This window comes from Natronococcus amylolyticus DSM 10524 (assembly GCF_000337675.1).
GTDB classification, from domain to species: Archaea; Halobacteriota; Halobacteria; order Halobacteriales; family Natrialbaceae; genus Natronococcus; species Natronococcus amylolyticus.
Genome location: NZ_AOIB01000020.1, coordinates 1 through 26120, shown reverse-complemented (window position 1 = coordinate 26120; position 26120 = coordinate 1). Strand labels below are relative to the sequence as shown.

Annotated in this window: 25 protein-coding genes and 1 pseudogene; 12 read left to right on the top strand and 14 right to left on the bottom strand. The window is 64.6% G+C overall.

The window, feature by feature from the left end; genetic code table 11:
* Positions 1–107 precede the first annotated feature (107 nt).
* Entirely contained in the window at positions 108–890 is a 783-nt protein-coding gene (locus C491_RS08485) for an RNA methyltransferase (RefSeq protein ID WP_005555239.1), read from the bottom strand.
* Positions 891–1996: 1106 nt separating this feature from the next.
* On the opposite strand from C491_RS08485, the gene C491_RS08475 reads away from it, so the two are divergent.
* The 4 genes and pseudogenes from C491_RS08475 (at position 1997) to C491_RS08460 (ending at position 5812) form a co-directional block, all read left to right on the top strand.
* On the top strand, positions 1997–3226 hold the full coding sequence (locus C491_RS08475; protein ID WP_005555237.1) for a Cdc6/Cdc18 family protein: 1230 nt from the start codon (positions 1997–1999) through the stop codon (positions 3224–3226).
* Positions 3227–3320: 94 nt separating this feature from the next.
* Positions 3321–4181 (top strand): annotated as a pseudogene (folP, locus tag C491_RS08470) (dihydropteroate synthase); the annotation flags it as partial.
* Between the two features lie 344 nt (positions 4182–4525).
* Positions 4526–5218 (top strand): 6-hydroxymethylpterin diphosphokinase MptE-like protein, encoded by a 693-nt coding sequence (locus C491_RS08465; protein ID WP_005555235.1) that lies wholly within the window; start codon positions 4526–4528, stop codon positions 5216–5218.
* A 264-nt stretch (positions 5219–5482) separates the two neighbouring features.
* Entirely contained in the window at positions 5483–5812 is a 330-nt protein-coding gene (locus tag C491_RS08460) for a hypothetical protein (RefSeq protein WP_049891639.1), read from the top strand.
* Between the two features lie 136 nt (positions 5813–5948).
* Here the strand turns inward: C491_RS08460 and C491_RS08455 are convergent, their stop codons facing one another.
* Positions 5949–6953, bottom strand: coding sequence for a TIGR04024 family LLM class F420-dependent oxidoreductase (locus C491_RS08455; RefSeq protein ID WP_049891638.1), 1005 nt, complete (start codon positions 6951–6953; stop codon positions 5949–5951).
* Between the two features lie 231 nt (positions 6954–7184).
* Here C491_RS08455 and C491_RS08450 point away from each other — a divergent pair, with 231 nt between their 5' ends.
* The 4 genes from C491_RS08450 (at position 7185) to C491_RS08435 (ending at position 11818) form a co-directional block, all read left to right on the top strand.
* Complete coding sequence (locus C491_RS08450; RefSeq protein WP_005555230.1) at positions 7185–8930, top strand: ABC transporter substrate-binding protein; 1746 nt, start codon at positions 7185–7187, stop codon at positions 8928–8930.
* Between the two features lie 161 nt (positions 8931–9091).
* Entirely contained in the window at positions 9092–9967 is an 876-nt protein-coding gene (locus tag C491_RS08445; RefSeq protein ID WP_005555229.1) for a phosphatase PAP2 family protein, read from the top strand.
* Positions 9968–10021: 54 nt separating this feature from the next.
* Positions 10022–11440 carry a cryptochrome/photolyase family protein gene (locus C491_RS08440; RefSeq protein WP_005555228.1) on the top strand — a complete coding sequence of 473 codons (1419 nt, stop codon included), beginning with the start codon at positions 10022–10024 and terminating at the stop codon, positions 11438–11440.
* Positions 11441–11515: 75 nt separating this feature from the next.
* Complete coding sequence (locus C491_RS08435; RefSeq protein ID WP_005555227.1) at positions 11516–11818, top strand: HalOD1 output domain-containing protein; 303 nt, start codon at positions 11516–11518, stop codon at positions 11816–11818.
* A gap of 7 nt (positions 11819–11825) precedes the next feature.
* Here C491_RS08435 and C491_RS08430 read toward each other — a convergent pair whose 3' ends face one another.
* From C491_RS08430 to trmB, 6 genes are all read right to left on the bottom strand, one after another.
* Positions 11826–12896 (bottom strand): Gfo/Idh/MocA family protein, encoded by a 1071-nt coding sequence (locus C491_RS08430; RefSeq protein ID WP_005555226.1) that lies wholly within the window; start codon positions 12894–12896, stop codon positions 11826–11828.
* A gap of 229 nt (positions 12897–13125) precedes the next feature.
* Positions 13126–14313 (bottom strand): ABC transporter ATP-binding protein, encoded by a 1188-nt coding sequence (locus C491_RS08425; protein WP_005555225.1) that lies wholly within the window; start codon positions 14311–14313, stop codon positions 13126–13128.
* 6 nt (positions 14314–14319) lie between these two features.
* Complete coding sequence (locus tag C491_RS08420; RefSeq protein WP_005555223.1) at positions 14320–15405, bottom strand: carbohydrate ABC transporter permease; 1086 nt, start codon at positions 15403–15405, stop codon at positions 14320–14322.
* Positions 15405–16427 carry a carbohydrate ABC transporter permease gene (locus C491_RS08415; RefSeq protein WP_005555220.1) on the bottom strand — a complete coding sequence of 341 codons (1023 nt, stop codon included), beginning with the start codon at positions 16425–16427 and terminating at the stop codon, positions 15405–15407. Before C491_RS08415 ends, C491_RS08420 begins: the two co-directional genes overlap by 1 nt.
* Positions 16417–17877, bottom strand: coding sequence for an extracellular solute-binding protein (locus C491_RS08410; RefSeq protein ID WP_049891635.1), 1461 nt, complete (start codon positions 17875–17877; stop codon positions 16417–16419). The genes C491_RS08415 and C491_RS08410 overlap by 11 nt, the downstream gene beginning before the upstream one ends.
* 134 nt (positions 17878–18011) lie before the next feature.
* Positions 18012–19076 (bottom strand): HTH-type sugar sensing transcriptional regulator TrmB, encoded by a 1065-nt coding sequence (gene trmB, locus C491_RS08405; protein WP_005555217.1) that lies wholly within the window; start codon positions 19074–19076, stop codon positions 18012–18014.
* 131 nt (positions 19077–19207) lie between these two features.
* Here trmB and C491_RS08400 point away from each other — a divergent pair, with 131 nt between their 5' ends.
* On the top strand, positions 19208–20197 hold the full coding sequence (locus C491_RS08400; protein WP_049891654.1) for a mechanosensitive ion channel family protein: 990 nt from the start codon (positions 19208–19210) through the stop codon (positions 20195–20197).
* A 3-nt stretch (positions 20198–20200) separates the two neighbouring features.
* Here the strand turns inward: C491_RS08400 and C491_RS08395 are convergent, their stop codons facing one another.
* Positions 20201–20614, bottom strand: a complete 414-nt coding sequence (locus C491_RS08395) for a universal stress protein (protein WP_005555213.1) — start codon at positions 20612–20614, stop codon at positions 20201–20203.
* Between the two features lie 137 nt (positions 20615–20751).
* On the opposite strand from C491_RS08395, the gene C491_RS08390 reads away from it, so the two are divergent.
* Both C491_RS08390 and C491_RS08385 read left to right on the top strand, forming a co-directional pair.
* Positions 20752–20991, top strand: a complete 240-nt coding sequence (locus C491_RS08390) for a DUF5816 domain-containing protein (protein ID WP_005555212.1) — start codon at positions 20752–20754, stop codon at positions 20989–20991.
* 209 nt (positions 20992–21200) lie between these two features.
* Positions 21201–21506, top strand: a complete 306-nt coding sequence (locus C491_RS08385) for a DUF7116 family protein (protein WP_005555211.1) — start codon at positions 21201–21203, stop codon at positions 21504–21506.
* A gap of 27 nt (positions 21507–21533) precedes the next feature.
* Here the strand turns inward: C491_RS08385 and C491_RS08380 are convergent, their stop codons facing one another.
* A complete protein-coding gene (locus tag C491_RS08380; protein WP_005555209.1) occupies positions 21534–22736 on the bottom strand; it encodes a pyridoxal-phosphate-dependent aminotransferase family protein in 1203 nt (400 codons plus the stop codon).
* A gap of 133 nt (positions 22737–22869) precedes the next feature.
* On the opposite strand from C491_RS08380, the gene C491_RS08375 reads away from it, so the two are divergent.
* Positions 22870–23070 carry a dodecin gene (locus tag C491_RS08375; RefSeq protein WP_005555208.1) on the top strand — a complete coding sequence of 67 codons (201 nt, stop codon included), beginning with the start codon at positions 22870–22872 and terminating at the stop codon, positions 23068–23070.
* On the opposite strand, the gene C491_RS08370 is transcribed toward C491_RS08375, so the two are convergent.
* From C491_RS08370 to C491_RS08355, 4 genes are all read right to left on the bottom strand, one after another.
* Positions 23071–23445 carry a HesB/IscA family protein gene (locus C491_RS08370; protein WP_005555206.1) on the bottom strand — a complete coding sequence of 125 codons (375 nt, stop codon included), beginning with the start codon at positions 23443–23445 and terminating at the stop codon, positions 23071–23073. It abuts the gene before it with no gap.
* A gap of 123 nt (positions 23446–23568) precedes the next feature.
* Positions 23569–23784, bottom strand: a complete 216-nt coding sequence (locus C491_RS08365; RefSeq protein WP_005555205.1) for a hypothetical protein — start codon at positions 23782–23784, stop codon at positions 23569–23571.
* Positions 23785–23872: 88 nt separating this feature from the next.
* Positions 23873–25165: a histidinol dehydrogenase gene (hisD, locus tag C491_RS08360; protein WP_049891650.1), complete on the bottom strand. Its 1293-nt coding sequence runs from the start codon at positions 25163–25165 to the stop codon at positions 23873–23875.
* A gap of 38 nt (positions 25166–25203) precedes the next feature.
* Entirely contained in the window at positions 25204–25425 is a 222-nt protein-coding gene (locus C491_RS08355) for a hypothetical protein (protein WP_005555202.1), read from the bottom strand.
* Positions 25426–26120: the final 695 nt, after the last annotated feature.

Here is a 26120-nt window from a genome sequence, read left to right as displayed (position 1 = left end):
GTTCACGCTCGACGATTCGTTTTTGAGAGGTGCGTGGTCCGTCTCCGAATAGGGAACGGTTCGCGGTCCGGTGGGGAACGGGTTCGTCTTCGGATACCGAACGGATCTCAGTCCTCGGCGGGGCGCTCCGTCGCTCTGCGGAGAACCCCAAGCAGCGTGTTCGCCTCGCGTTCGGTCAGATCCGCGCGGCCGAACACCCGCCGGAGCATCCGCATCGTCTTGTCGCGTTTCTCGTCGGGATGGTTGAGCTCCTCGAGCAGGGCGCCCCACTGGTCGTAGAGCCGATCGAGGGTCGGCTCCGGTGCCCGGGTGCGCTCGAGGTCGGGTAGCTGCGTTCCGTCGGCGGGAAGCGTGAGCGTACGGAGTTCGTACAGCGTCACCGTCGCGGCCTGACCGAGGTTCAGCACGGGGTAGTCCTCGCTCGCGGGGATCGCACAGATCTCGTCGATCCGCGCGAGCTCCTCGTTGGTGAGCCCGACGCGTTCGCGACCGAAGACCAGCGCCGTCGGCGCCTCGATGGTCGGCAGTCGCTCGGCTAAGTCGGCCGGCGTCGAGTATGGGTAGCGCATGTGGCTGCGGTCGTCCTCGTTCGTGACCGCGGTACAGCCGATCGTATGGTAGCTCTCGGCGAGCTCGTCGAACGAGAGCTCGGTCGCGTTCGGGAGGATATCCTCTCGGGCCTGCCCGGCGAATCCGTACGCCTCGCCGTCGGGGTCGAGCTCGGGGGGGTCGACGAGCAGGAGGTCCTCGAATCCGAAGTTCTTCATCGCGCGGGCGATGGTGCCGACGTTGCCCGGCGTCTTCGCGTCGACGATGGCAACCGATGGCGGCGTTCGGTCGGCGGCGGTCGTGTTCGGGTCGTCCGTGGTTGGTTCGGTCGGTTCAGTCATGGTTCGGCCGTCGCTGGCGGAAGCTGTTTCGGCGTACTCGAGTGCGAGCGTCGACTCGAGGGAGAGACTGGAGTCGGCGGTTCATACCGTCGGTAGCGAGGCCGCTCGCAAAAGTCGACTGGTCCCGGACGCGTCTCGAGCCGGAAGCTGACTCGAGGGGGAGCGCTCGAGCGGTAGCGAGAGTGATCCGGGCTGGCGATGTCGTCATGAGAAGGTGTCTCTCGGTGAGCGACGTCATCGGAGCGGTGAAGAGAAGAGAATTGCAGGATTTCTACGATAGAATCGATAGGTGTGAGTTGTAGGGGTTATTTAATGGGTGCAATAAATGCAATGGGTACAATAGGTGGAGTAGGTGGATGGGTGGAGGAGAAGAGAGAACTAGTCTAGTAAGAAGAACTAGTCTAGTAGTAGTACGTTGAGGCCAACTCCCGAAGCATCGTTCGACTTCCCGTATCTACTGCCAACCGCCGTCCGTGATCGTTCTCGGCCGTGAGAACACTCTCTCCGTCCGTTCGCTTCTTCTTTTCTTCGACGGTTTCGACCTTCTCGAGGCGGTCCACCCGGGTCGAGCGTTCCGTTTCGAGGGGACACACCCCCTTCGCGTTTGTAACGCTGTACAGGTGTGGGAGGGTTCTGATCGGTTACACACCTCCGTCGCGGTTGTAAATGTATATTCTCAGCGACAGAAACCGTCGAATTTCGGCCCTTAGCTCGAGACCCCCCACCCGTTCGGCGTTACATCCGCGACGGAGGTGTGTGTCCTCCCGCGGATCGGTTGACACGAACGGAAACCGGTAACAACGCTGCCTTCGGCTCCTCATACGGCCAGTACTGATTTTTCGGATCTCTCCTCCCTTCCGGGTCGGGAAGGTGGCCGGAGGTTCCCGCAGAGTAGCGGGGCTCGGAACCCGTTACATCCGCGAGGGGGGTGCCCGTCGGAGGTTCCCACGCGTCCGCCCCGTTCACAAGCGCGAGGCCGGCGATATCTTCCGGACCAAGTGGATGGCCTTTAGATGCGGTATAGCGCCCCTCACGCGTTTGGTTTACATCCGCGACTGATCTCCATACCTTTATTTTAGTCCGGTTGGAAGGGACGGGGTACTGCAATGTCCGCGAACGACGACCGTGATCCGCTCTTCCGATACGACGATCCGATCTTCGCCGACGAGCGGCTGCTCGAGATCACGCACCTGCCCGGCCCGGACCGGATCGTCGGTCGCGACGAGCAGATGCAACGCGTTGCGGACGCCCTGAACCCCGCTATCTTCGGCAGTGAGCCGAACCACCTGTTTATCTTCGGGAAGACCGGAACCGGCAAATCCCTGATTTCGAGGTCGGTGACCAAGCGGGTCATATCGGAGGCAAAGCGCGACGACGTTACGGTCAACTACGCCTTCATCGACTGTGGCGAACAGAACACCGAGGCGTCGATCGTCAAAACGATCGCCCAGTTAGTCAACGACCCCGAACAGAGCGGAATCACCGTTCCCGACCGCGGGCTGGGGACCGGTGACTACTACAAGCGGCTCTGGCAGGCCGTCGATCGCTGTACGGACGTCACTATCGTCATCTTAGACGAGATCGACATGCTCGAGAACGACGAGGTGCTGCGAAAGCTCTCGCGAGCGGGCGAGAACCGCCGAATCTCGGACTCGAGCATCGGTATTATCGGTATCTCGAACAAGATCGACTTCCCTGACCACCTCTCGGAGCGGGTCAAGTCGAGCCTCTCGCGGGACGAGCTCGTCTTCTCGCCGTACGACGCCAACCAGCTCGTCGAGATCCTGGAAAAACGCCGCGACGCCTTCCACGACGAGGTGCTTTCGGGGGACGTCATCCCGCTGACGGCCGCGCTGGCAGCCCAGGAACACGGCGACGCGCGCAAGGCGATCGACATCCTCCGGAACGCGGGCCGCATCGCGAAAAAACAGAACGCCGACCGCGTCACCGCTGACCACGTTCGCGACGCCAAGGAGAAGACCGAGGCCGACCGGTTCAACGAGCTGATCGAGGGCTCGCCCCAGCAGGCGAAGGCGATCCTCTACTCGCTGACGCTGTTGACCGAGAACAGCTCCGAGAAGGAGTTCCCGACGAAGATCATCTACAACCAGTACAAGGAGGTCGCCCGCCGGCTCGACTTCGACGTCCTCTCCGAGCGACGGGTTCAGGAGATCCTTCAGGAGCAGAACTTCCTGAACGTCATCCAGTCCGAACGCGAGGGTCGGGGACGGGGCCGTGGCGCCCATGCGAAACACCGCCTGCTCGAGAACCCCGCCATCGTCAAGAAGGTCCTCCTCCGGGACTCCCGGCTGGCTCCGCTCGAGAGCGACTCGTAGCCGATCGAGTACTGCCGACCGTTCGCGATACGGTTTGCACGTCGCCGTTCGCCGGGACCGCGGTAGCTTTTTACCTCGCCTCCTCAGTGGCGGTATGCACAGCGTCGACGCGGCCGGACTCGGGATCGGTGACGGGCATCCGACCCGAATCATGGGTGTGTTGAACGTCAGCGAGGAGTCGCCGTACGATCCGAGCGTCTACGACGACCCCGGCGAGGCGGCCCGTTACGTGGACGAGGACCTGATCGGCGAGGGTGCCGACATCGTCGACGTCGGCCTCGAGTCGGCGAACAAGCGCTTCGAGGTGCTGTCGGCCGAAGAGGAACTCGAGCGGCTCCACGTCGCCTGCGAAACGATCGACCGCGTCGAGGGCGAGGCGGTCTTCTCGATCGAAACCCGATACCACGAGGTCGCCGACGCGGCCCTCGAGCGGGGGTTCGACATGGTCAACGACATCTGCGGGTTCGCGGATCCACAGATGCCGGCTGTCTGTAAGGCCCACGACGCCGTCGTCGCGAAGATGGCCAGCCCGCCGGATCTCGAGCGACCCGGTGCGGTCGAGGAAACCGACTGGGCCACCCGGAAGTCGCCGGACTGGGCCGCCGAGGCCGACTACGTCGATCAGGTGTACGAGGCGCTGAAACAGAACGGTCTCACCGACAGGACGATCGTCGACCCCGCCTTCGGCGGCTGGAGCGAGGCCCAGACCGTCGACGACGACCGGGAGACGTTCCGCCGACTCGCGGAGTTTCGATCACTCGAGCGACCGATGCTGGTCTCGATCAACCGGAAGAACTTCCTCGGCGATCTCGTCGGCCGGGAGACCGAGGACCGCCTCCCGGCGAGTCTGGCGGCGACGGCGATGGCGATCGAACGCGGCGCGGACGTCGTCCGAACGCACGACGTCGCGGAGACGCAGGACGCGGCCGTGATCGCCGACGCGTTCGGTGGGCGGACCGACTGAGGAACGCATCGGCGATCGGCGTCCTCGACGCCATTTACACGGAGAGCGGGCAGTATCGGTCCGCTCGAGTCCGTTCAATCGAACTGGTAAGTCAAGAGAAAGCTTATGTCGGAGGCTCCGAAAGGACGTGATGGACGCCGGGCGGTCTCCCGGGTAGGGGTACTCTGGAGGCGACGCCCGGCCCACAACACGGAATTATTGTGGTGTTACGTCGACCAGTAACGACGCCGATCTCCGTCGAACGCACGGATACAGATACTGGCAGCGAAACGCACAGACACACACGCCATCAGTGGAACGCACAGACACATACGCCAGCAGCGTAGAGTACGCGTATGGAGTTCGACGAGTGGGAACCGGTGTACGAGGCGATTCGCCGTGATTTCGGCTACGACCGCGACGGCGACGAGCGCGCACGGGACGTCCTGGCCTCACTCACGGAGCCGTTCGACCTCGAGCGGCTCGACGCAGCCGACGGAGCGACCGTCGCGATCGCGGGGGCCGGCCCGAACCTGTCGGACGAACTCGACGATGCCCGCGAGGCCGACGTCGTCTTCGCCGCCTCGACGGCCGCCGACACCCTTCTCGAAGCCGGCGTCGGCGTCGACTGCATGGTCACCGATCTCGACAAGAACCCCGACACCGTCAGGCGACTGACCGAGCGGGAGACGCCTGTTGCGGTTCACGCTCACGGCGACAACGTGGCGCAACTTCGGGCGGTCGTTCCCGGCTGTCGCGACGACTGGGTCCTGCCGACGACGCAGGTCGCGTCCCGCGGTCCGGTCCGAAATCTCGGGGGGTTTACCGACGGCGATCGGGCCGCCTTTCTCGCGGATCACCTGGGGGCCGCCCGACTCCGGTTCGTCGGCTGGGCGTTCGACGACCCGTCCGTCGGCCCAACGAAAGCCCGCAAACTCGAGTGGGCCGAGCGACTGCTGCACTGGCTCGAGCGCCGGCGGGGGGAGCGGTTCGACGTGCTAGACGGACGGCGAGGGAGCATCGAGACGACCCCGCTCCCGATCGAATGAGCTTGCTGTGTTCGCCCCTCGAGACGACCCACCATCGGTCGGCAACGTGACACCGCGGACGCCTCACCCGCAGTACAGTATCAGAAATCCTTATTATGATGTACGATGAACACTCTTTCGATAGCAGCGGACACACGGTCCAGCGGACGAAGTAACCACGACTGGTGGTTTCCGGGGCCGTTCCGTTCGGAACGTTGTATTTAATTTTGAGCTACTTTTTATTGCACAAGAAAGCTTATGCCGGAATGCTCAACTTATGGAATTATGTCATCAGACACTTCGGTGCAGAACGATGCTTCCGGTAGCCGGGACGATCGGCTTCCGAATCTGGTTACGATCGTCGGCCGCGGGGTGCCGTCGAACTTCGAGATCGCGGTCGACGGCGAGATCGAAATGCTCGCGGACGATCCCGTTGCGGAAGGGACGGTCGTCTCGGGTGGCGTCGCGGAAGGAACGATCGAGGTCGGCGTCCAGCGGTTTCGCTTCTCGGGCCAGATGGCCAACGTTTATGTTGTCGACTGGAACGGCGTCGAGATGTCCGACTCGGCGAGCACACCCGAAGTACACGTCGATTACGGGATCTCGTCACGGTAACAGGACCGGCGCCCGATGCTTGCAGCGATCGACCTCTGCACCGAGGGATTTCCGCTCCGTTTTGCAGCTCCTCGTGTCGGCTACGGGTCCGTTCCCGTCCTCGCTCTCCCCGTAGCGACGGCTCTCGTCCGCTCTCTCAGTGGTCGGGTGCGAGCGCTTCGATCGTCGCCTCGATCTCGTCCCGGTCGGCGCCGCGGGGAAATCCGATCGCGAGATCGTCGACGCCGTCGATAGCCGCGAACTTCTCGAGTTCCTCGCGGGCGCGTTCGGGCGTTCCCGCAGCACCGAGGTCGTCGAGCAGTGCGTCGGGAATCCGCTCGACGGCACGGTCGTGTTCGCCGCTGGCCCACGCGGCGGCGATCTCGTTGGCCGCCTCCTCGTACCCCTGCCGAGCGAGTGACTCCCGATAGTACGTTCCCATCGCACCGACGTAAAACGCCAGGTGCTGGCGCGCGAGGTCGCGGGCGCGATCGCCGTCCTCGAGCGCACACGCCGTCACCGAGAGCGTGACGCGGACGTCGTCGGAATCGCGGTCACCGAGTTCCATCCCGCGCCGGAGATCCTCGAGACGGTCCGCGAGCCCGTCGGGGGTGAAGACGATCGCGTGCCAGCCGTCGGCGAACCGACCGGCAAGTTCGACTGATTTCGGTCCCATTCCCGCGGCGTCGATCGGGACAGGTTCGGACGGGGGTTCACAGCGCAGTCGAAACCCCGCCAGCGAGAAGATATCGCCGTCGTAGTTGACCGTCTCTCCGCTCATCACCGCGCGCATGATCTCGAGATACTCGCGGGTCCGCCGGAGGGGACGGTCGAACTCGACCCCGTGCCAGCCCTCGATAACGGCGGGACCGCTCGGCGCAATTCCCGCCCGAAGCCGTCCGTCGGCGACTTCCTGGAGTGTCGTCATCGTCTGGCCGAGCAACGCCGGCGACCGGGAGTAGACGTTGACGATGCTCGGGCCGAGCCCGATCTCGTCGGTCTCTCGAGCCATCGCGGTCAGGACGGTGACCGCGTCCCGGCCCCACGTCTCGGGGAGCCAGGCGTACTCGTAGTCGTGGGACTCGCCGAGCGCCGCGAGTTCGACGAGCGAGTCGACCGAGGGCTGTGCTGCGACCGGAAGGTGAAGGCTTCTGTCTGTCATCGGGATCACGCTGTCGGCCTCCGACGCGTTCGATCGCGGACCGATCGGTCCAGCCGGGAGTCGCGACGGGAGACGGATCTGACGTACACAATCAACTCTCTTAACGTTTCCTCCGCCTAGCAGAGCAGCTCCAGGTCGTGATATGGCGCGGTAGATCTTCCGTACGGCGGATATACGAGTTGTCGCTTCGGGAGTAAGTCCTATACACCGCGGTACCATACCGTTCCGTATATGGAGGACGTCGGTTCTCCGACGACGCGTCGGAGAGTACTCGCGGGGACCGCCACCGGTATCACCGGCTCGCTCGCCGGCTGCACCGAGAGGCTCTGGTCTCGCGCCGAGAGTCCCGGTCCGGACCAGGTCTCGCTGACGATCAAAGCGGTCCCCGCGGACGACGACATCATCGCCGCGAAGATCGCGAGCCAGCTTCGGGAGAACTTCGAGACCGCCGGAATCGACGCGACGTTCGAGCCGATCGCCAAAGCGGAGTTACACCGCAACGTTCTGCTGGAGGGCGATTACGACGTCTTCGTCGCCAGACACGCCGGTATCGACGAGTACGACGCGCTTCGCGGGCTGTTGCACTCTCGGTACGCCACCGAAGCGGGCTGGCAGAACCCGTTTCAGTTCTCGGACGTTACCGCCGACGATCTGCTCGAGACCCAGCTTACCACCGCGGACGAGGACCGCGACCGGGTGCTCTCGGAGCTGTTCGACCACCTCACCGAGACGGTCCCGTACACGACCGTCGCCTTTCCGTCCCGGATCGGCGCCGTCGGAGCGACGCTGTCGGAGACCGTTTCGGGCCCGCCGTACCAGCCGATCGACTACCTCGAGATTCTCTCGGAGCCCCCCGACGAGGGGCCGCAGGACCGCCCACTCGAGGTCGGCGTCTTCGGCGAGGCGCTCACCAGCCGAATGAATCCGATCGTCGTCGACTCCAACCAGATTCCCGCGCTGTTGGCGCTGCTCTACGACCCGCTCGTGTATCGGACTGACGACGGGGCGATCCCCTGGCTGGCCGAGGACGTCGAGTGGGACGGCGGCTCACTGCTCGAGGCGAGAGTCACCCTGCGAGACGACCAGCGCTGGCACGACGGGGAGTCTCTCGATGCCGAGGACGTCGCGTTCACCCATCGATTCCTTCGGGATACGTCCCTCGGCGAGACCGAGAGCGGCGTCCCCGCACCCCAGTATCGGGGCCAGCAGAGTCTCGCCGAGAGCGTCGAGGCGGTCGACTCCCGAACGGTCGAGTTCTCGCTTCGAACCACGAACCGAGAGACGGCGATCCGGGCGTTTCAGGTTCCGGTGTTGCCCGCTCACGTCTGGGAACCCCGGTCGACCGTCGTCGGCGAACGCCAGACCGAGGCGCTCGTTCACGACAACGAGGAACCGGTCGGTTCTGGACTGTTCGAACTCGAGGCGGTCACCGACGACACCGAGGTGGAGCTCGTTCCGTTTACCGATCACGCCCTCTATGACGCGGACGACGGACCCTCGGTCGTCGAGGAGTTTCCGCAGTTCGACGGGATCAGGTTCGTCGTCGCGCCGAACTCGGGGGCAGTCGTCGACCTGCTCGAGGAGGAGGAGATCGACCTCACGGGGACCCCGCTCCCGGCCGACGAGACCGGACGAGTCAGCGACCTTCCGGGTCGGTCCGTGCTAACCGAACAGACCGACGAGTTCTACATGATCGGCTACAACAGCCACCACGAACAGCTCGGCAACCCCCACTTCCGCCGGCTTCTCTCGCGATTGCTCGACCGGGATCACGCCGCTGCCGAGTTGCTCGACGGATTCGCGGAGCCGGCCCGATCGCTGAGTTCGCTGTTCGGCGTTCGCGAAAGCGAACTGACCGACGAGGAGACCGAGCTCACCGCGTTTCCGGGCTCGGACGGCGAGGTCGACGCGGAGGAGGCACGATCGCTCTTCGAGGCCGAAAACTATCGGTACGAGGACGGCGCTCTGCTCGAGTGAGACCGTCTGTTGCCCCGAGTATCCGGACGGTCTGCCGTCCCGAGTACCCGGAGCGACCGTAGCACGGCTCACGCTCGCTCCGACGATGTCCAGTCGCCCGTACGAGACGGCGATGATCCGACCGGGCCGTATTAATGTCTCCCGCGACGTACGTATCCCGTATGACCCTCGCCCAGGTCGTCCTCGAACTCGCGCTCGTCGTGACGACGATGCTCGTCACGGCGACGCTCGTGTTCGTCGGGCCCCGCCGTCTCGTCGCCGCGGTTCGGGGCTATCGATGGCGACTGGAGGCCTGCCTGCTGCCGATCGCCGCGCTCGGAGTCGTGCTCGCGTTGCGGTGGTCCACCCGGGACGTCGTCCTGCGTCTCGAGCGTCGGGTGGTCGGACACAACATCACTCACACCCTGTTCGCGCTGGAGCAGCGACTGCTCGGCGAGACGCCGGTCGTCCTCCTCCAGTCGATCCAGACCGAGGCGCTGACCGAGTTCTTCGTCTTCATCTACATCTACGGCTACGCGTTCCTGTTGCTGTTCCCGATCGTCGCCTACTTCGCGCTCGAGGAGATGGAGGAGCTGTCGACGCTGTTGCTCGCGTTTACGGCCAACTACGGGATCGGCCTGGTCTGTTATATGCTCTTTATCGCCTACGGTCCCCGGAACTTCGATCCGCTGGTGTTCGAACCACTGCTGTACGACGCCTTCCCGCAGTCGCGGACGCTCACCAATCAGGTCAATCAGAACACGAACGTCTTCCCGTCGCTGCACACGTCGTTATCGATGACGGTGTTCTTCCTGGCCTGGCTGACTCGCGACCGGTACCCGCTGTGGGTTCCGCTGTCGGGCTTTCTCGCCATCAGTGTCGCGCTGTCGACGATGTATTTAGGTATTCACTGGTTCCTGGATGTCGTCGCGGGGACCGTCCTCGCCCTGATCAGCGTCTACATCGGCGTTAACTACACCGTCGACGGGATCGTCTCCACCGGTCGCCGGTACCTCGCCAGACGATTCGATCGGATCGGGAAGCCAGGGAGCGAGTGACTCCCAATCGAGTAAGGGTCCAAAACTTTCCCCCCTAGCCGTGTCGCACCGAATATGATCGTTCACTGGCACCGCAAGGACCTGCGGGGCGTCGACAACCGCGCCCTCGCCCGGGCTGCCCAAGCCGATCGGCTCGTCCCCGTGTTCGTTCTCGACCCGACGATTCTCGAGTACGCCTCGCCGGTCCGCGTCGCCTGTCTCCTCGAGGCGCTCGCCGATCTCCGGGCATGGTACCGCGACCGCGGCTCCGATCTCCTCGTCGTCCGCGGGAACGCGAGGGAGGTAATTCCCTCCCTCGCAGCCGAGCGCGACGCCGCTCGAGTGGTCTGGAACGAGGACTACAGCGGACTCGCCGCCGAGCGAGACGAGGCGGTTCGGGCGGCCCTCGAGGAGGAGGGGATCGATCACGAGTCGGTTACGGACGGCCTTCACCACGAGCCGGGATCGATCTCGCCGAACGAGGGCGACCACTACTCGGTGTTTTCCTACTTCTGGAAGAAGTGGCGCGACCGGGAGAAAGCCGATCCCGCGCCGGCACCGACAACCGACGAGCTCGCCGACCTCGAGGACGCAAGCGAGAGCGAGGCCAACCCGATCCCGTCACTCTCGGAACTCGGATTCGACGAGCCCGACGCCGACCCCCCAGCAGTAACCCGCGACGCGGCGCGGGAGCGCCTCGAGACGTTCTGCTCGGACGCGATCTACCGCTACGCGGACGAACGGGACGTCCCCGCGGCCGGGACGACCTCCCGTCTGTCGACACACCTCAAGTGGGGAACGATCGGCCCCCGGGAGGTGTACGTCGAAACCGAACGGGCGCTCGAGGACGCGCCCGACGAGGACGCCCGTGAGAGCGTCGTCGCGTTTCGCCGGCAGCTAGCGTTCCGGGAGTTCTACGTTCACCTGCTGGCGTTCAACCCCGAGACCGTCACGGAGGATTTCAGCGGCTACGAGAGCGACCTCGAGTGGCGAAACGATCCGGACGAACTGGCAGCCTGGCGGGCTGGTGAGACCGGGTACCCGATCGTCGACGCCGGGATGCGCCAGCTTCGGTCCGAGGGATGGGTCCACAACCGGGTTCGGATGCTCGTCGCCTCGTTCCTGACGAAGGATCTGCTGGTCGACTGGCGCGAGGGGTACGACTGGTACCGGCACTACCTCGCTGATCACGAGACCTCGAGCGACGTCGCCGGCTGGCAGTGGGCGGCTTCGACCGGGGCGGACGCCCAGCCGTACTTTCGGGTGTTCAATCCGACGAAACAGGGTCGAGAGTACGACCCCGACGCTGCTTACATCCGGGAACACGTCCCCGAACTCGAGGACGTCCCGGCTGATCGGATCCACGAGTGGCCCGACCTCGACACCGAGGAGCGAGCCGAACTCGCCCCCGACTACCCCGAGCCGATCGTCGACCACGCGAACAGACGGGAGGAGGCGATCGCGACGTTCGAGGACGCCCGCGACGAGGGGTAGGCGGACCGTACTGGACGGTTGTCAGAAACGTACACGGACCACTACCCTTATTCGTAGGTGTCTGGTACTGCTCGTATGACCGCTCCGAGCGATCCGTCGACGGCCGACGGAGCGGAGTATCCGATACGGGTGATCATCGAGGCAGTCGCCGAACACGAGGGGGTCGACGTGACGGCGATCGAGCCGCCGGCCTACGAACCGCTGTACGCCGTCGTCGACCCCGAGGCGCTCGACGCACTGTTTCGGAGCGATCCATCGACCGAGCTATCACTCTCCTTTGAGTACGCCGGATACGACATCACCGTCTCCGGTAACGGTCGGGTCGACGTGACCGATCCGTCGACGGGAGAGACGGCCGTCGGTCGCTTTCGTGAGTGAGCCCCGGCTACTCCTCGTCGATCGCGACCGTCCGACCCGTCTCGCTCGAGCGGTAGATCCCGTCGATCACCCGCTGGACGGTAAGGGCCTGCTGAATGCTCTCGTTGCCGACCTCGCCGGCCGCGATCGAGTCGAAGAACGATCGCTGCTCCTCGGTGTGGGTGTCGTTCTGTCTGGTCTCGATCGAGGTATCCTCGAGGTGGTCCGGGCCGGCGGTGCTCGCGGAGTGAACGGAGAGATCGCCGTCGAGGAGGTCGAACACCGCGGCGGACTCGGTTCCGCGAACGACGAACTCGTTGTTCTCCGGACGGTTGGTCGCCCAGGCGACCTCGAGCGAGATCGTTCGGTCGTCCGCGGTCCGGATGAACGCGCTAGCGGAGTCGTCGACGTCGAAGCCGGCGGGCCCCGCGTCGTCGCCCCACATGTCCAGGTAGGCGTACTCCTCTCGAGAGCCGAACTCGCCGCGGGTGACGCCGGTTACCTCCGCGATCGGCGGGTCGCCGAGCAGGTACAGCGAGAGATCGATGGCGTGGACGCCGAGATCGATCAGCGCGCCGCCGCCCGCGATCTGGCGCCGGGTGAACCACGACCCGCGCCCCGGAATCCCCCGTCGGCGGACGTAGTTCGCCTCGATGTGTGACACATCGCCGAGTTCGCCCCGTTCGATCCGGTCGCTGACGATTCGGACCGTGTTCGCGAACCGATTGTTGAACCCGACCATGCAGTAGCCGTCGCTGTCGGCCGCAGCGCTCGCGATCCGTTCGGCGCTCTCGAGGGAGTGAGCGAGCGGCTTCTCGAGGAGGACGTGGAGGTCCCGGTCGAAGGCGCCGACGGCGTACTCCTCGTGGTACTTGTTCGGCGTCGTAATGATGATGGCGTCGACGGCGTCGTACAGTTCGTGGTGATCGTCGTAGACGTCGACGTCGTATCGACGGGCGAAACGGGTTCGTGCGTCAGCCGCGACGTCCATCCCGCCGACCAGCGGAACGTCGAGCTCGAGGAGGCGTTCGGCGTGGTAGCGACCGATGTTCCCGAGTCCAACGATACCGGTTCTGATGTCGCCTCGTGCTGTTGTCATGTGGTCATGCTTGGGGGTGTGGTGGTTCGATCGGCGGTTCGAATTCGGGAGTCGTGCGGGGCTTGGTATTCGATTTCCTTTGTTCCGTCGTTCGTTCACTGACACCTCCCGTGGCACGAACGCGTTTCGCTCAGTCTACTGGTAGCTATTCTCTATGTAGGTGAGTCTATCGGCCCGCCGCCGCCGTTCGGTTGCGGTCGAAACTATCGAACCGGCAACGAAACGAAACTCAGTCTTCGGCTTCGGTCGGCGCTGTCCCCGGATCCGACCCCGAACGATCGGCGATTCCGTGGACGAGCGCCTCGCCGCTCGCGGTGTCGAACAGGTGGATCTTCGACCCGTCCAGAACAACCTCGAGGGTCTCGTCCTCGCTGATGTCGGTGTCCGGCGAGACGCTCATCAGGAGCTGATCCGGGGAGTCCAACGGGTCCTCCTCCATCGTCCGCTCGGCCCCCTCGTCGAGCACGAGGTAGACGAAGATCTCGTCGCCCATCGGCTCGAGCACGTCGGTCGTCACCTCGACCCCCTTCGTCGGTCGGGAGAGATCGTCGGCGTCCCTCGAGAGGTGGACGTCCTCGGGCCGGACCCCAAGGGTGACGTCGTCGCCGACGCCGACGCCGGTCGCTCCCGCGGGGTCGAACTCGAGCGTGAAGTTCTTCGTCTCGAGGCCGTCGGCGACGACCTCGCCCCGGACGAAGTTCATCGACGGCGAGCCGATGAAGCCGGCGACGAACAGGTTCGCGGGCTCGTTGTAACAGACCAGCGGCGGATCGATCTGCTGGAGTTCGCCCGCGTTGATGACCGCGATCCGATCGGACATCGTCATCGCCTCGGCCTGGTCGTGCGTGACGTAGATGATCGTCGTCTCCAGTTCGCGGTGGAGTCGCTGGAGTTCGGTTCGCATGTGAACCCGAAGTTTGGCGTCCAGGTTCGCGAGCGGCTCGTCCATCAGGAATACGTCCGGGTTGCGGACGATCGCCCGGGCGATCGCGACCCGCTGGCGCTGGCCGCCGGACATCTCGTCGGGCATCCGGTCGAGCATCCCCTCGAGCTGGACGATGTCGGCGGCCTGTTCGACGCGCCGTTCGACCTCGTCGTCGTCGAACGTCCGCAGTCGGAGGCCGAACGAGACGTTGTCGAAGACGTCCATGTGGGGAAACAGCGCGATGTTCTGGAAGACCATCGCGACGCCCCGATCCTTGGGAGCGAGGTTCGTGACGTCGGTGTCGCCGATGTACACCGTTCCCTCCGAGGGGCGAGTCAACCCGGCGATGGTCTCCATCGTGGTCGACTTCCCGCAGCCGGAGGGACCCACGAGGCAGACGAACTCCCCGTCCTCGATCTCGACGTTCATGTCGTCGACCGCGACGACATCGTCGTAGCGTTTCGTAACGTGTTCGAGTCGTACTCGTGCCATAGTGTCTTACTCCTTGAGTGCGCCCGCGGTGAGCCCGCTGACGATCTTCTCCTGGGCCACGATCACGAGGATCGCGACCGGGAGCACGCCGATGATGCTCGCAGCGGCCATCAGGTTGAACAGGATCTCGTACTGGCCCTGGTAGCCCAGAATCCCATCGAGGATCGGCGCCCAGTTCTCTGCCTCGCCGTCGGTCATCAGGAACGAAAAGAAGAACTCGTTGTACACCGCGATGAACGTCAACACGCCGGCAGTCGCGACGCCGGGCGCCGACAGCGGGATGATGACCCGAAACAGCGCGCCTAATCGGGTGGTTCCCTCGACCCGAGCGGCGTCCTCGAGCCCGTCGGGAATCTGGGCGTAGAAGGTCGTGAGGATGAAGATCGCCAGCGGCATGAAGATAGCCGAGATCGGCATCACCATCGCCCCCGGCGTGTTGTACAGCGTCCCGTCGCTCATCACCGGCTCGAGGATCTCGACGGGGGTGTTGAACAGGTCGTTCAGCGGGATGAAAAACGCCGCCGGCGGGAAGAACGACACGACCAACACGAGCAACATCAGCGGCGTCTTCCCCGGGAACTCGAGGCGACCGAACGCGTAGCCCGCGAGGCTGGCGACGACCAGCACCAGCACCGTCGAGGCTGTCGCGATAACGAAGCTGTTGAACATGTACCAGTGAAACGGCAGGGTCTGGAACACCTCGACGAACGCGCCCGGATTGAACCCGTTCGGCGTGAAGACGATGTCCCGGAGCTGTCCCTCGGGCGTGAGCGCGACCATCAACAGCCAGTAGAAGGGAAACAGCGTCGTGAACAGGAAAAAGATCGCCGCGACGTAGAACATCGCCCGGTAGACGCGCTGGGGATTCTGGATCGATCGGTCGACCCACCGCGAGAACGGGCCGCGATCGAGTTCGGCGTCACCGCCGGCCCCGAGTGTGGCGCCACCGTCGGCGAGACGACTCGGAGCCCGACCGCCGTCCGGGAGATGACGGCGCGGATCCGTCCGGTTTCCACGAACGTTGGCGCTCTCGTCGCTCGATTCGGAGGCGGTTCCGTCGTCTCGTGTCTCGTCGTAGTCATTTGGGCTCATCAGTAGAATCCCGCCTCCGTATCCCGGAACAGGGCGATGTACACCGAGATGAACAGTCCGATCACCAGCGCGGTCATGAACGCGACGGCCGCCGCGGTCCCGAAGATGCGCGTGCCGCCGAACATCGCCTCGACGACCATACACGTCAGCGACGGCACCGTCGTACAGCCGACGCTCGACTCGATCAGCCCGTACACGCGCATCGCGTCCATCGTCCGGAACAACATTGCGACCAGTAAGGCGGGCAGAATCAGCGGCAGCGTGATCAGTTTGAACCGCTGCCAGGGGGAGGCACCCGCGACGCGCGCGACGTCGTAGAGACTCCGATCGACGCTCTGGAGCCCCGCGAGGATCAGCAGCGCCATGAACGCCGTCGACTTCCAGATGTCGGCGACAAGGACGATGACGAACGCGTCCCCGCTGTCCGCGAGCGGGTTCGGCCCGAACAGGCCGAGCCACTGCATCAGGTCGGTCCCGAAGCCGACCTCCGGCTGGAACAGCAGGAAGAAGATCATCCCCTGAATAACGATCGGGACGGCCCACGGGAGGATGATCGCGACCCTGACCCAGCGCCGGCCGCGGAACTCCTGGTCGAGGATCAGCGCCTGCCCGAAGCCGAAGACCGTCTCGAAGAAGACGCTGATGACGGCGAAGCCGAGGGTGACGAACAGCGCCTGCTGGAGGAGCGGGACGCCGAAGTCGACGAAGGGAAACGACGCCGTCAGCGACACGTCCAGAAACTGCTGGGCCAGCCTGACGTCACCCGTGAGCACGTCGACGTAGTTCTCGACGCCGACGAACCCGCCCAGGGTCTCCGCACCCCGCGTTCGGTCCTCCCGCAGCGACATGACGAACGTCATGAGTAGCGGGTAGAAGGCGATGAAGGCGAGCAACAGGAACGAGGGGATCAACAGGAGGTAGGCGTAGGCCGCCTCGCTCAACCCCTCCATCCAGTTGACGACGGCGTTGCCAGTTCGTTCGCGTTCGGGGGTCTCGCTGCCGATTCCGGTATCACTCGACATCTTGCTCACCTACGTCGGCCTCGCTGGCCTCGAGTCGGTCCGCCAGGTCGGTCATCGCCTCCTCGGGTGACTTCACGCCCCGGTAGGCCCTGTTGATCTCCTGGTAGATGTGTGCCGACTGCTCCGGCCAGATGTCGGTTACAGGCCGGGGAACAGCGTTCTCGCCCGCAATCTGAATGGTCTCGGCGTACTCCGCGACGGGACCGGTTTCCTCGGGATCGACCTCCTCGAGCAGCTCGACGATCGGTGGGATCCAGCCCTGGATCGCAAAGATCGTGAGCATGACCTCCTCGGTCGCGAACGCGTCCAGCACCTGGAGCGCCTCCTCCTGATTCTCGCTTGCGGGGTTCAGCGTCAGGTGCCAGCCACCGAGTGCAGCGGCGGTCCCTCCGACCCCGTCGTAGAGGGCCTCGTCCTCCTCGACGCCGTAGGGCATCGGCATCATCCCGACCTGGTCGCCCATCCCGTCGTCGTGAGCGATCGCGATCGAGTACGGCCAGTTGCGATGCATCACGACGTTGCCGGCCGCGAAGGGACCGCGGGCGTCCTCCTCGGTGTACTGGGCGATCGCGGTCGGGGCGATCTGCTCGTACCCCTCGAGGGCGTACTCGTCCTCGGCGCCGCGAACGAACGTCCGCATCATCCGAATGGCGTCGAGGACCGGCTCCTCGTCGACCGTAACCTCGCGGTTACCCGCCTCGAACAGCTCGTCGAGGCCGCCGAAGTACGCGCCGCCCCAGGTGCTCATCACCTCGTTGAACGTACAGCAGGCCAGCCCCTCGTAGGCGGCCGCCTGCGTGGTGAACCCGAAGTCGACACCGGAGTCGGCGCGAACGTCGGCCGCGACCTCGGAGAACTCCTGCCAGGACATCGGCTCGGTCCCCCAGTCGTCGGTGTCGTAGCCGGCATCCTCGGCGAGATCCCGTCGAAACTGCATCGTCCCGAAATCGGGAAACAGTGGCAGTGCGTGCAGTTCTCCGCTCTCGGGGTGGCGAGCGGTCTCGACTGCGGCCTCGAGGTAGTCGCTCTCGATCAGGCCAAGGGTGTCACTCGAGAGCCGATCCTCGAGGTCGACCGTCTGGCCGCGCAAGATAAACGGGATCGTCCATCCGCTGTCCATCATGAAGATGTCCGGCTCGGATCGCCCCGCCTGGAGTGCGGACTGTGCGGCGGATCTGCGCTGCTCGGTCTCGTCCGGTCCGGTGCGGACCGCGACGGTGATGGCCTCGTCGAGACCCGCGTCCCAGAGCGCCTGATGTAACTCCCCCGCCGGATCCATGATGTTCTGGAAGTCGGTGTCGCCGTAGACGACGACAGCCCCCTCCTCCGCACCGCGGCCGAGACATCCCGCTATCCCGACCGATCCGGCGCCGGCCACCGAGGCCGCCGCGACGAACGATCGGCGAGAGACGCTGGTGGGTGTTGTATGCTCACACCTGTCTTGCACCATCCCTGTTCGCGACCACTCTCAGAACCTTAATCGTTGGCGTATAAAGGTCACAATGTGCTGAAAATCTCCACGAACGGACCGCGTAATCGTCGAATACCGTTACGATCGGAGATTTACTCTCCGCACTCGAGCGACTACTCCTCGAGTTCGGGCGGTCGGTGTCTGCCGATGTGGATCTCGTGAGCCTCGACGTCCTCGAGGGCGGCGACCCGGCCGCCGACGGTCACCTCCGAGCCGTCCTCGTTCTCGAGGGTGATCGCGGCGACCTCCTCGCTGACCTCGAAGGAGACGTCGATGATCTGGCCGCGGACGACCCGCTGGCCGCCGACGGCGACGTCCTGGCCGACGATCGTCGCGTAGAACTCTCCCCCCTCCTCGATGACGTCCTTCACGCAGCGTCGGATCGAGGCGTACTTTCGCGGGTAGCTTCGAGGATCCGCGTCCTCGCCGAGCGTCTCCTCGGCGGTCGTCCAGAGCACGGTACCGAAGAAGCCCGACACCAGAAACCCGAGTGCGGAGCGGTTGAAGATAACGCCGTAGCGGTCCTTGTCGTCCCGGAGCGCGTCCTGTGTCGCGTAGATGGAGTAGTTACCGTCGGCGACGGCGAGCACCGGCGTCGTGATCCCGCGTCGGGCACGCGTCGTCGTCGCGATAGCGGTGTAGTCGAAATCGTCCGGTGCGGGCGCCTCTGCGGCCGGGGTCACGATCAGATCGATGCTCACGCCGCGGTCGAGCGCCCCCGAAAGCTCGTCCTCGAATCGGGTGAGGAGATCGGGCGTCAGCGACAGCGAGAGCTCGTACTCGGCGTCAGCGATGATCTCCTCGAGATAGCGCAGGATCGTCGAACGGGACTTGACGAGCGACACCGCCTCGGTGTCCCGCGCGGGCGCCGTGTACCTGGCCTCGAGTTCGTCGATCATCTGCTCGAGTGAGTGTTGGACCTCGTCGAAGGCGTCGGCCGGATCGATCGCGACGACCTTCATCGGTCGGGACTCGCGCAGCTCGACCAGTCCCCGGTCGCTCAGACTGCGAACGGTGTCGTAGACGCGAGGCTGGGGAATCTCGGTCCGATCCGCGATCTCGCTTGCGGTCAGCTGTCCCTGCTCGAGGACGGTCAGGTAGGCGTCGATCTCGTACTCGCCGAGGTTGAACCGATCCCCGACCCGCTCGACGGTCGAGCGAAGTTCGTCTGGTGCCATACCCGATGGCAGGATTCGGACGGATAAATGATTTATTACAACGCGAGTACTACCGGATTCGGAAATCGAGTCACCGTTCGGCGTCGATGACGGTCAGAACCCTTAACCACGCCGCCCATGAGTGTGCTGCCATGCTGGAGGTCGCACAGGTTCCGGAGGAGGAAGCCCTCGAGCGCACCAACGAGATACTTCCCGAGGCGATTCCCGGAATCGTCGGCCAGCTCCTCCTCGCGGCCGTCGTGATCGTCGTCGGCTGGTACCTCTCGAAGCTCGTCGTTCGGTTGACCGGTCGGACCGTCGCGCGTCGCATCGAACGACCGAGCGTGACGCGAACGGTCCTGCGAGCGGTCAGGTTCTCGGTTCTGTTCGTGACCCTCATCGTCGTCGCCGGCATTCTCGGCGTCGGCGACACGCAGATCCTCCTCTCGGTGACCGTCATCTCGGCCGTGGTCGCAGTCGTGCTCGCACCGCTCGTCGGCAGCTTCGTCAACGGCCTGTTCGTACTGGCGGATAGACCGTACGAGATCGGTGATATGATCGAAATCGTCGACGAGGGCCACACCGGGTTCGTCGAGGATATCACCATCAGGTACACGAAGATCTTCACCGTTCAGAACACCTTCATCGTCATTCCAAACTCCGAGATCCAGCAACGGGACGTGATCAACTACTCGGCCGAGGACGAGCGAACGCGACTCTCCCTCGAGTTCGAGATCACCTACGAGAGTGACCTCGAGGCCGCCCGCAACCATGCCAAGCGGGCGGCGCGGTCGGTCGACGTCGTCATCACCGGCGGACCCGACATCCGGATCGGAAGCGCACGCTACGCCGCCGCCCCGATCTGTAACGTCCGGGAGTACGCCGACAACGGCATCGTGCTGGAGCTGTTCTTCTGGGTTCAACACCCCTACAAGCAGGCGGTCGCCCGATCGGCGGTTCGGACGGCGGTCCGCGAACGCTTCGCCGACGCCGACATCGAGTTCGCCTACCCCCACCGCCACCACGTCTTCGATGCAGACAGCGGAACCGCAAGAGTGGTCGTCGACGATTCCCAGACGGCCCGTCCGAACGTCGGTCCCACAGTCGACGCCGACGGCGACACAGCAAACCCCGACAAGTAATCGTTACCTCGCGCGGGCTCCCTCGACGGTGATAACCTCACAGTCGAGGTGCGTTCGCAGGTAGCCGTCGATGTCGGGGTTGTCGGTAAACCGCCGAAAGAGACGGCGCAGCCGGCTCGCCTGTTTGGTTCCGATCACGACGGCATCGGCCTCCTCGGCGGCGACCTCGTCGAGGATGCTCTCCTCGACGAGAAAGCCCGTTCGGACGACGTACCGGGCGTTCTCGATCCGACCGAACGTCGATTCGACGGCATCCTTGAGGTCGATGCGGCTCACCTTCTTCCCGTTCTGGTAGAGATCGACGTGCAGAATCGTCAGCTCCGCGTCGCGCTCGCGAGCGACCTCGATCGCCCGCTCGAGGGTTCGTCTGGAGTGTTTCGACAGAGGGTATCGGACGGGGACCACGACCAACGTCATCACAAAGTCGGACGGTACCCGCCCGGGTAAACCTTTCAGTTGGGACAGTTCTGCACGCCAATTTTTCACACGGAAGGGACTAACTCGCATGGGTTCGGAGAGACAGTCCTTTACTCCGAGCGATACTATCGGCGAGTATGGAAACGAGGTCGACCGCCGACGGTGACACCGTCTACGTCTCGGAAACGGACGGCGACAGAGGATCCAAGGGACCGTTTCTCGTCGCCTACGAGTCGCCCGAGACACGGCAACGGTACGGCTGGTTCTGTACCAACTGCGAGAGCTTCGACAACGCGATGGACTCGATGGGACGTATTCAGTGTAACCAATGCGGGAACTTCCGAAAGCCGACCGAGTGGGACGCCGCCCACGAGTAACCGCAATTGACTCGAGCGGTGACGTGCCACGTTCGGCGACTACCGACGACAATCGTGGCTTACTGTCGTTCGGACGGACAGTCGCCTTGTAGTCGTTGTCCGATCGCCGATATTAGTTCGCGATCTTTTGCTCCCCAGCCGAATGCATGTGCCAGACCTAGATTTATGAGGGTGGGTCACATACTCTGTATTGAATGGGACCTGTTAACATGCGTCTCGTCGAACAGGCCAAGTCGATTTTCGCCGACCTGGGTTACACCGTCGAAGGTACTGGCCCCGTGTTTCGCGCCGAACGAAAGTGGAAGGTTGTCCACGTCAATCCCGTCCTCGAGCCCGGAACGCTTCCGTCCGCGGCCGGACAGTTCCACTGTTTCGTCGCCCGACCGGAGGACGCCGACTCACTCGAGCGCGAACTCGAGCGCACGGATCCGAGCTACGAGTGGGCGATCATCGTCGTCGACGGCGACGACTATCAGGTCGAACGCGTTCCGTCGGGACCGCCCGTCTCCGCCTGATACCCGCGTTCCCTTCTCCGAACAACGTTACTCCAGCGCCCCGCGCGTCGCAGTTACACCGGCGCCCGGGTCGACGTCCGCCCCCATCGACTCGAGGACGTCACCCAACGCCGTCACCGCGTAGATCACGTTCTGGGGTCGCGCGGAGTGGCCCATACAGCCGACGCGGAAGATCTCACCCTCCAGATCGCCGAGTCCGTTCGCGACCTCGAGATCGTAGCGCTCGAGCAGTTCGGTACAGACCTCGCCGTCGTCAACCCCGTTGGGAACTCGGACGGCGTTCAGACTCGGGAGCCAGTACTCATCGGGGGCGTTCATCTCCAGACCCATCCCCTCGACGCCGGCTTTCAGCGCGCCGGCCAGACGCTCGTGGCGCTCCCAGCGGTGTTCGATTCCCTCCTCGGCAACCAGTCGGAGCGCCTCCCGCAGCGCGTAGACGTTCGTGACGGGTGCGGTGTGGTGGTACGCGCGCTCGTCGCCCCAGTAGCCCTCGAGCAGGGAGAGGTCGAGGTACCACGACCGGGGCTCTTCCTCGCGGGAGAGGACCTTCTCCATCGCCGTCTCGGACAGCGTCAGCGGGCTCGCGCCGGGCGGACAGGAGAGACACTTCTGGGGGCCGGAGTAGGCGACGTCGATGTCCCACTCGTCGACGCGGAGTTCGACCCCGCCCAGCGAGGTGACGGTGTCGGCGATCACCAGCGCGTCGTGGTCGTGAGCCGCTGCCGTGAGTTCGGCAACGTCGGGCTGGAGCACGCCCGTACTCGTCTCGGCGTGAACGAAGCCGAAGACGTCGGGATCGTGTTCGGCCAGCGCGTCCGAGACGGCCGCCGGCTCGAGCGGTTCGCCCCACGGCGCGTCGACCTCGACGACGTCGCCGCCGGCGCGGCGAGCCATCGAGGCCATCCGGCCGCCGAAGTAGCCGTTCGTCGGCACCAGCATCGTATCGCCGGGTTCGACGACGTTGCCGATCGCCGCCTCCATCGCGGCCGAGCCGGTCCCCGAGACCGGGATCGTCCACCGGTTGTCGGTCCGGAACGTGTATCGCAGCAACTCCTGTACCTCGTTCATGATCTCGACGAACGAGGGGTCGAGATGGCCGACGAGCGGGGTGCTCATCGCTCGCAACACGCGGGGGTGGACGTCGCTGGGACCCGGTCCCATCAGCGTCCGGTCCGGTGGGGTCAGTTCGTCGATCTCGGTGACGTCGATCGAGTCGTCGGAGCCGTTCATATCCCGTACTGCGGTGGGGACGCCAAAAGCGTTGACGAACCGTCTGTGGGGCAGCGGAGACCGTCTCGTTCACCGGCGTCTTGCTATCACCGACCATACATTGAATACCCGCAGCGGTGTACGATTACGGGCGATGGTATTCAAGAAGATCACGCTGATCGGCACGAGTACGGAGAGCTTCGACGACGCCGCGGACGACGCGATCGACCGCGCGGAGAACACCCTTCAGAACGTCTACTGGGTCGAGGTCGACGAACTCGGCGTCGAGATCGCAAGCGCCGAGAACCGGGAGTATCAGGCCGAAGTAACGGTCGCGTTCGAACTCGAGGAGTAACTACGTCCGGAACGACTCGCCACAGCCACACTCGCTGACGACGTTCGGGTTCTCGACGTGGAACCCTTCGGCCTGCAGCCCGCTCTCGTAGTCGAGGATGCTTCCCTCGATGTACTTCAGACTCGCCGGATCGACGAACACCCGTAGCTCGTGGTGTTCGTAGATCGTGTCGTCCTCGTCGGGTGCGTCGTCGAACCGCATCCCGTAGGACAGTCCTGCACAGCCGCCCTGCTGGACGAACAGCCGAAGGCCGGCCACCCCGGCGTCGAGCCCCTCGCTGTCGAGCAGGGACAGCGCCTGCTCGGCTGCCGACTCGGTTACCTCGATCTCTGGACGCGTCTCCGCGCTCGCGCCGTCCACGCTATCGGTGCTCATGTACGTCCCTTCCCGCGCAACGGTGTTAACCTTGACGCCGAATTCCCGACCCCCGAGAGCGGGTCGACTCGCGGTTCGCACGGCTCCGAGTCCGTCGTCAACCATCGATACCCCGTTTTCGCCCTATACGCGCGGGCGCTGCTGAACCGACCGATAGTACGTCCCGAACAGCCGTTCGTCGTTCGCCGAGAGTTCGATGTCGTTCTCTGCGAGCAGTTCGATTATCCGCTCGAGGTCGCACTCGTACCACATCGAGAGCAGTCGAACGTTCTTCTGTGCGTAATCGTAGTTTCGTTCGAGGACGCGTGCATCGGTCGGATCGACCTGACACGGCTCCATTTCCTCTGGTACTCTGTTCCGCAGCTACGTAAATCCAATTACAGATTAGTGATGTGTATCGACAGTGCCTACCGCGCGTAGGATCGGGCTACGTGTCCCGGTTCCGGTCGAGTCGACGCCGAACGCTCTCGGCGTGGGCCTCGAGTCCCTCCGCGTCGGCGAGGGTCGTCACCGTCTCCCCGAGGTCGGCGAGAGCCCCGGCGGAGAGGCGCTGGACGGTCGTCGACCGCAGGAACGTCTCGACCGAGAGGCCCCCAGTGATCCGCGCGGACCCGTTGGTCGGCAGCACGTGGTTCGTCCCGCTCGCGTAGTCACCCGCTGCGACCGGCGTCTCCGGACCGAGGAAGACGCTACCCGCGCTGTCGATCCGCTCGAGGATCGATTCGTCGTCCTCGGCGACGATCGAGAGGTGTTCGGGCGCGTACGACTCGGTGAAGAGGATCGCCTCGCTCATCGAGCGAGCGAGGAGCACGCCGCTGGCGTCGTTCGCGAGCGTCTCTCGGATCACGTCCTCGCGCTCGCGTGCGCTCGCCTGCTCGTCGACGGCGTCGACGACGGCCGCCGCGGTCGCCTCGTCGTCGGTGACGGCTACGACCGACGCGTTCGGGTCGTGCTCGGCCTGGGCGACCAGCTCGCTCGCGACGAGTTCCGGGTCGGCCGTGCCGTCGGCGATAACGACGACCTCGCTCGGCCCCGCGAGGAAGTCGATTTCGACGTCACCCCGAACCTCGGCTTTGGCCGCCGTGACCCACTTGTTTCCGGGGCCGACGATCTTCTGGACGTTCGTGATCGTCTCGGTTCCGTACGCCAGCCCCGCGACGGCCTGCGCGCCGCCGACGCTGAACACTTCGTCCGCGCCCGCGACGTGGATCGCCGCCAGCGTCGCCGGGCTGAGTTCCTCCGCGGGCGGGGTGACGACGACGACGTGGTCGACGCCCGCGACGACCGCCGGAACGACGCCCATGATTGCACTCGAGGGGTAGGCCGCCGAGCCGCCGGGGACGTAGACGCCGACGCGCTCGAGCGGACGGAATCTCCGTCCCAGTTCCCGTCCGTCGCCGAACTCCTCGCGCCAGTCCTCGGGGAGCTGGGCCTCGTGGAACTCCCGGACGTTCGCTGCGGCTGTCTCGATGGCCTCGAGCAGCTCGTCGTCGACCGCCTCGAGGGCGCGCTCGCAATCGTCGGTGATCTCGAGGTTGCCGACCTCGACGCCGTCGAACTCGCTCGTGAACTCCCGAACGGCGACGTCACCCTCCTCCCGTACTCTGTCGACGATCTCCCGGACGTCGCCTCTGACGGCCTCGATACCGGCGTCGCGCTCGAAGAACGCGACCCGGTCGTCCGGTCCGAGATCGGCGATCTCCCGCATCTCGACTGTCATATCCCGCTCTTTGCGCGGCGTTCGAAAAACCGTTTCCATCACGACTCCGACCGTTCGATCGGCCAGATTCCGGTCGCGTCGAGAGTCGCTCTGAGGAAGAGATAGACCAGCAACGCGAACCCCACTACGGCGAACGGCGCCTGGAGCACCTCCGCGACGCCACGACCGAACAGAAGTTGGCTGAACCCGCGGACGAAGAAACTCAGGACGACGAGTCCGAGCGCGACGAGAGCGAGTCTGACGAACCCCGAACGATCCATACGCGACCCTACAGCCCGTTACCGCTAAATCGTACCGATCGCCGTTGGGGGGACGGAACGGACGACTTCGGACCAGGAGGGTGTCCAGCTCGAGATCGGGATCGGACAAGTCTCGAGTCGATCTTGCCGTCTCGTGCGCGTTTCGCTTACTTCCCTTCCGGAGCGCGATCGAACTACACGCTTGCTCGAGAACGATCAACGTGGACCACTCGCCGATCGAGACGACGGCCTTATATACACACCGGGCACTCGTCAGTAATGCGAACGACGTGGCGCACCCGCCGCGTTCCCTCCGGCCGAATCCCGGCGCGGAGGCAGGCGCTCCATCCCAACCCGACCGCTCTCATACGAGTGCGGTAGTTGACTTCGATGGCTACGATCGATCCCGTTTCCGGATGCAAGTTCCGGACGGGCCGATCCGACGGCCTTAAGTACATACGGGAACTCGGATGGAACGCAATCGAGAACCCGACGGCGCCGCTCGGCGGCCCGTCGGATTGGACGTGCCAACTCGAGCTTCGAAGGGGTTAAGTACTCCTCGAGGCTTATGAATACGTCCGAAGGAAATGAGGATCCTACCCCTGCGGTCCGCCGTACAGATGGGATCTGATGTGAGCCTTGGTAGTTCGGTGACGCCCGATCGGTCCGCGATTCGGCACCACCGAACTGGACCCATATACGATAGACGATTCAAG

Coding starts and splice junctions, on each gene's coding strand:
- C491_RS08485 (WP_005555239.1), bottom strand. CDS start 890: ATGACTGAACCGACCGAACCAACCACGGACGACCCGAACACGACCGCC.
- C491_RS08475 (WP_005555237.1), top strand. CDS start 1,997: ATGTCCGCGAACGACGACCGTGATCCGCTCTTCCGATACGACGATCCG.
- C491_RS08465 (WP_005555235.1), top strand. CDS start 4,526: ATGGAGTTCGACGAGTGGGAACCGGTGTACGAGGCGATTCGCCGTGAT.
- C491_RS08460 (WP_049891639.1), top strand. CDS start 5,483: ATGTCATCAGACACTTCGGTGCAGAACGATGCTTCCGGTAGCCGGGAC.
- C491_RS08455 (WP_049891638.1), bottom strand. CDS start 6,953: ATGACAGACAGAAGCCTTCACCTTCCGGTCGCAGCACAGCCCTCGGTC.
- C491_RS08450 (WP_005555230.1), top strand. CDS start 7,185: ATGGAGGACGTCGGTTCTCCGACGACGCGTCGGAGAGTACTCGCGGGG.
- C491_RS08445 (WP_005555229.1), top strand. CDS start 9,092: ATGACCCTCGCCCAGGTCGTCCTCGAACTCGCGCTCGTCGTGACGACG.
- C491_RS08440 (WP_005555228.1), top strand. CDS start 10,022: ATGATCGTTCACTGGCACCGCAAGGACCTGCGGGGCGTCGACAACCGC.
- C491_RS08435 (WP_005555227.1), top strand. CDS start 11,516: ATGACCGCTCCGAGCGATCCGTCGACGGCCGACGGAGCGGAGTATCCG.
- C491_RS08430 (WP_005555226.1), bottom strand. CDS start 12,896: ATGACAACAGCACGAGGCGACATCAGAACCGGTATCGTTGGACTCGGG.
- C491_RS08425 (WP_005555225.1), bottom strand. CDS start 14,313: ATGGCACGAGTACGACTCGAACACGTTACGAAACGCTACGACGATGTC.
- C491_RS08420 (WP_005555223.1), bottom strand. CDS start 15,405: ATGAGCCCAAATGACTACGACGAGACACGAGACGACGGAACCGCCTCC.
- C491_RS08415 (WP_005555220.1), bottom strand. CDS start 16,427: ATGTCGAGTGATACCGGAATCGGCAGCGAGACCCCCGAACGCGAACGA.
- C491_RS08410 (WP_049891635.1), bottom strand. CDS start 17,877: ATGGTGCAAGACAGGTGTGAGCATACAACACCCACCAGCGTCTCTCGC.
- trmB (WP_005555217.1), bottom strand. CDS start 19,076: ATGGCACCAGACGAACTTCGCTCGACCGTCGAGCGGGTCGGGGATCGG.
- C491_RS08400 (WP_049891654.1), top strand. CDS start 19,208: ATGCTGGAGGTCGCACAGGTTCCGGAGGAGGAAGCCCTCGAGCGCACC.
- C491_RS08395 (WP_005555213.1), bottom strand. CDS start 20,614: ATGACGTTGGTCGTGGTCCCCGTCCGATACCCTCTGTCGAAACACTCC.
- C491_RS08390 (WP_005555212.1), top strand. CDS start 20,752: ATGGAAACGAGGTCGACCGCCGACGGTGACACCGTCTACGTCTCGGAA.
- C491_RS08385 (WP_005555211.1), top strand. CDS start 21,201: ATGCGTCTCGTCGAACAGGCCAAGTCGATTTTCGCCGACCTGGGTTAC.
- C491_RS08380 (WP_005555209.1), bottom strand. CDS start 22,736: ATGAACGGCTCCGACGACTCGATCGACGTCACCGAGATCGACGAACTG.
- C491_RS08375 (WP_005555208.1), top strand. CDS start 22,870: ATGGTATTCAAGAAGATCACGCTGATCGGCACGAGTACGGAGAGCTTC.
- C491_RS08370 (WP_005555206.1), bottom strand. CDS start 23,445: ATGAGCACCGATAGCGTGGACGGCGCGAGCGCGGAGACGCGTCCAGAG.
- C491_RS08365 (WP_005555205.1), bottom strand. CDS start 23,784: ATGGAGCCGTGTCAGGTCGATCCGACCGATGCACGCGTCCTCGAACGA.
- hisD (WP_049891650.1), bottom strand. CDS start 25,165: ATGACAGTCGAGATGCGGGAGATCGCCGATCTCGGACCGGACGACCGG.
- C491_RS08355 (WP_005555202.1), bottom strand. CDS start 25,425: ATGGATCGTTCGGGGTTCGTCAGACTCGCTCTCGTCGCGCTCGGACTC.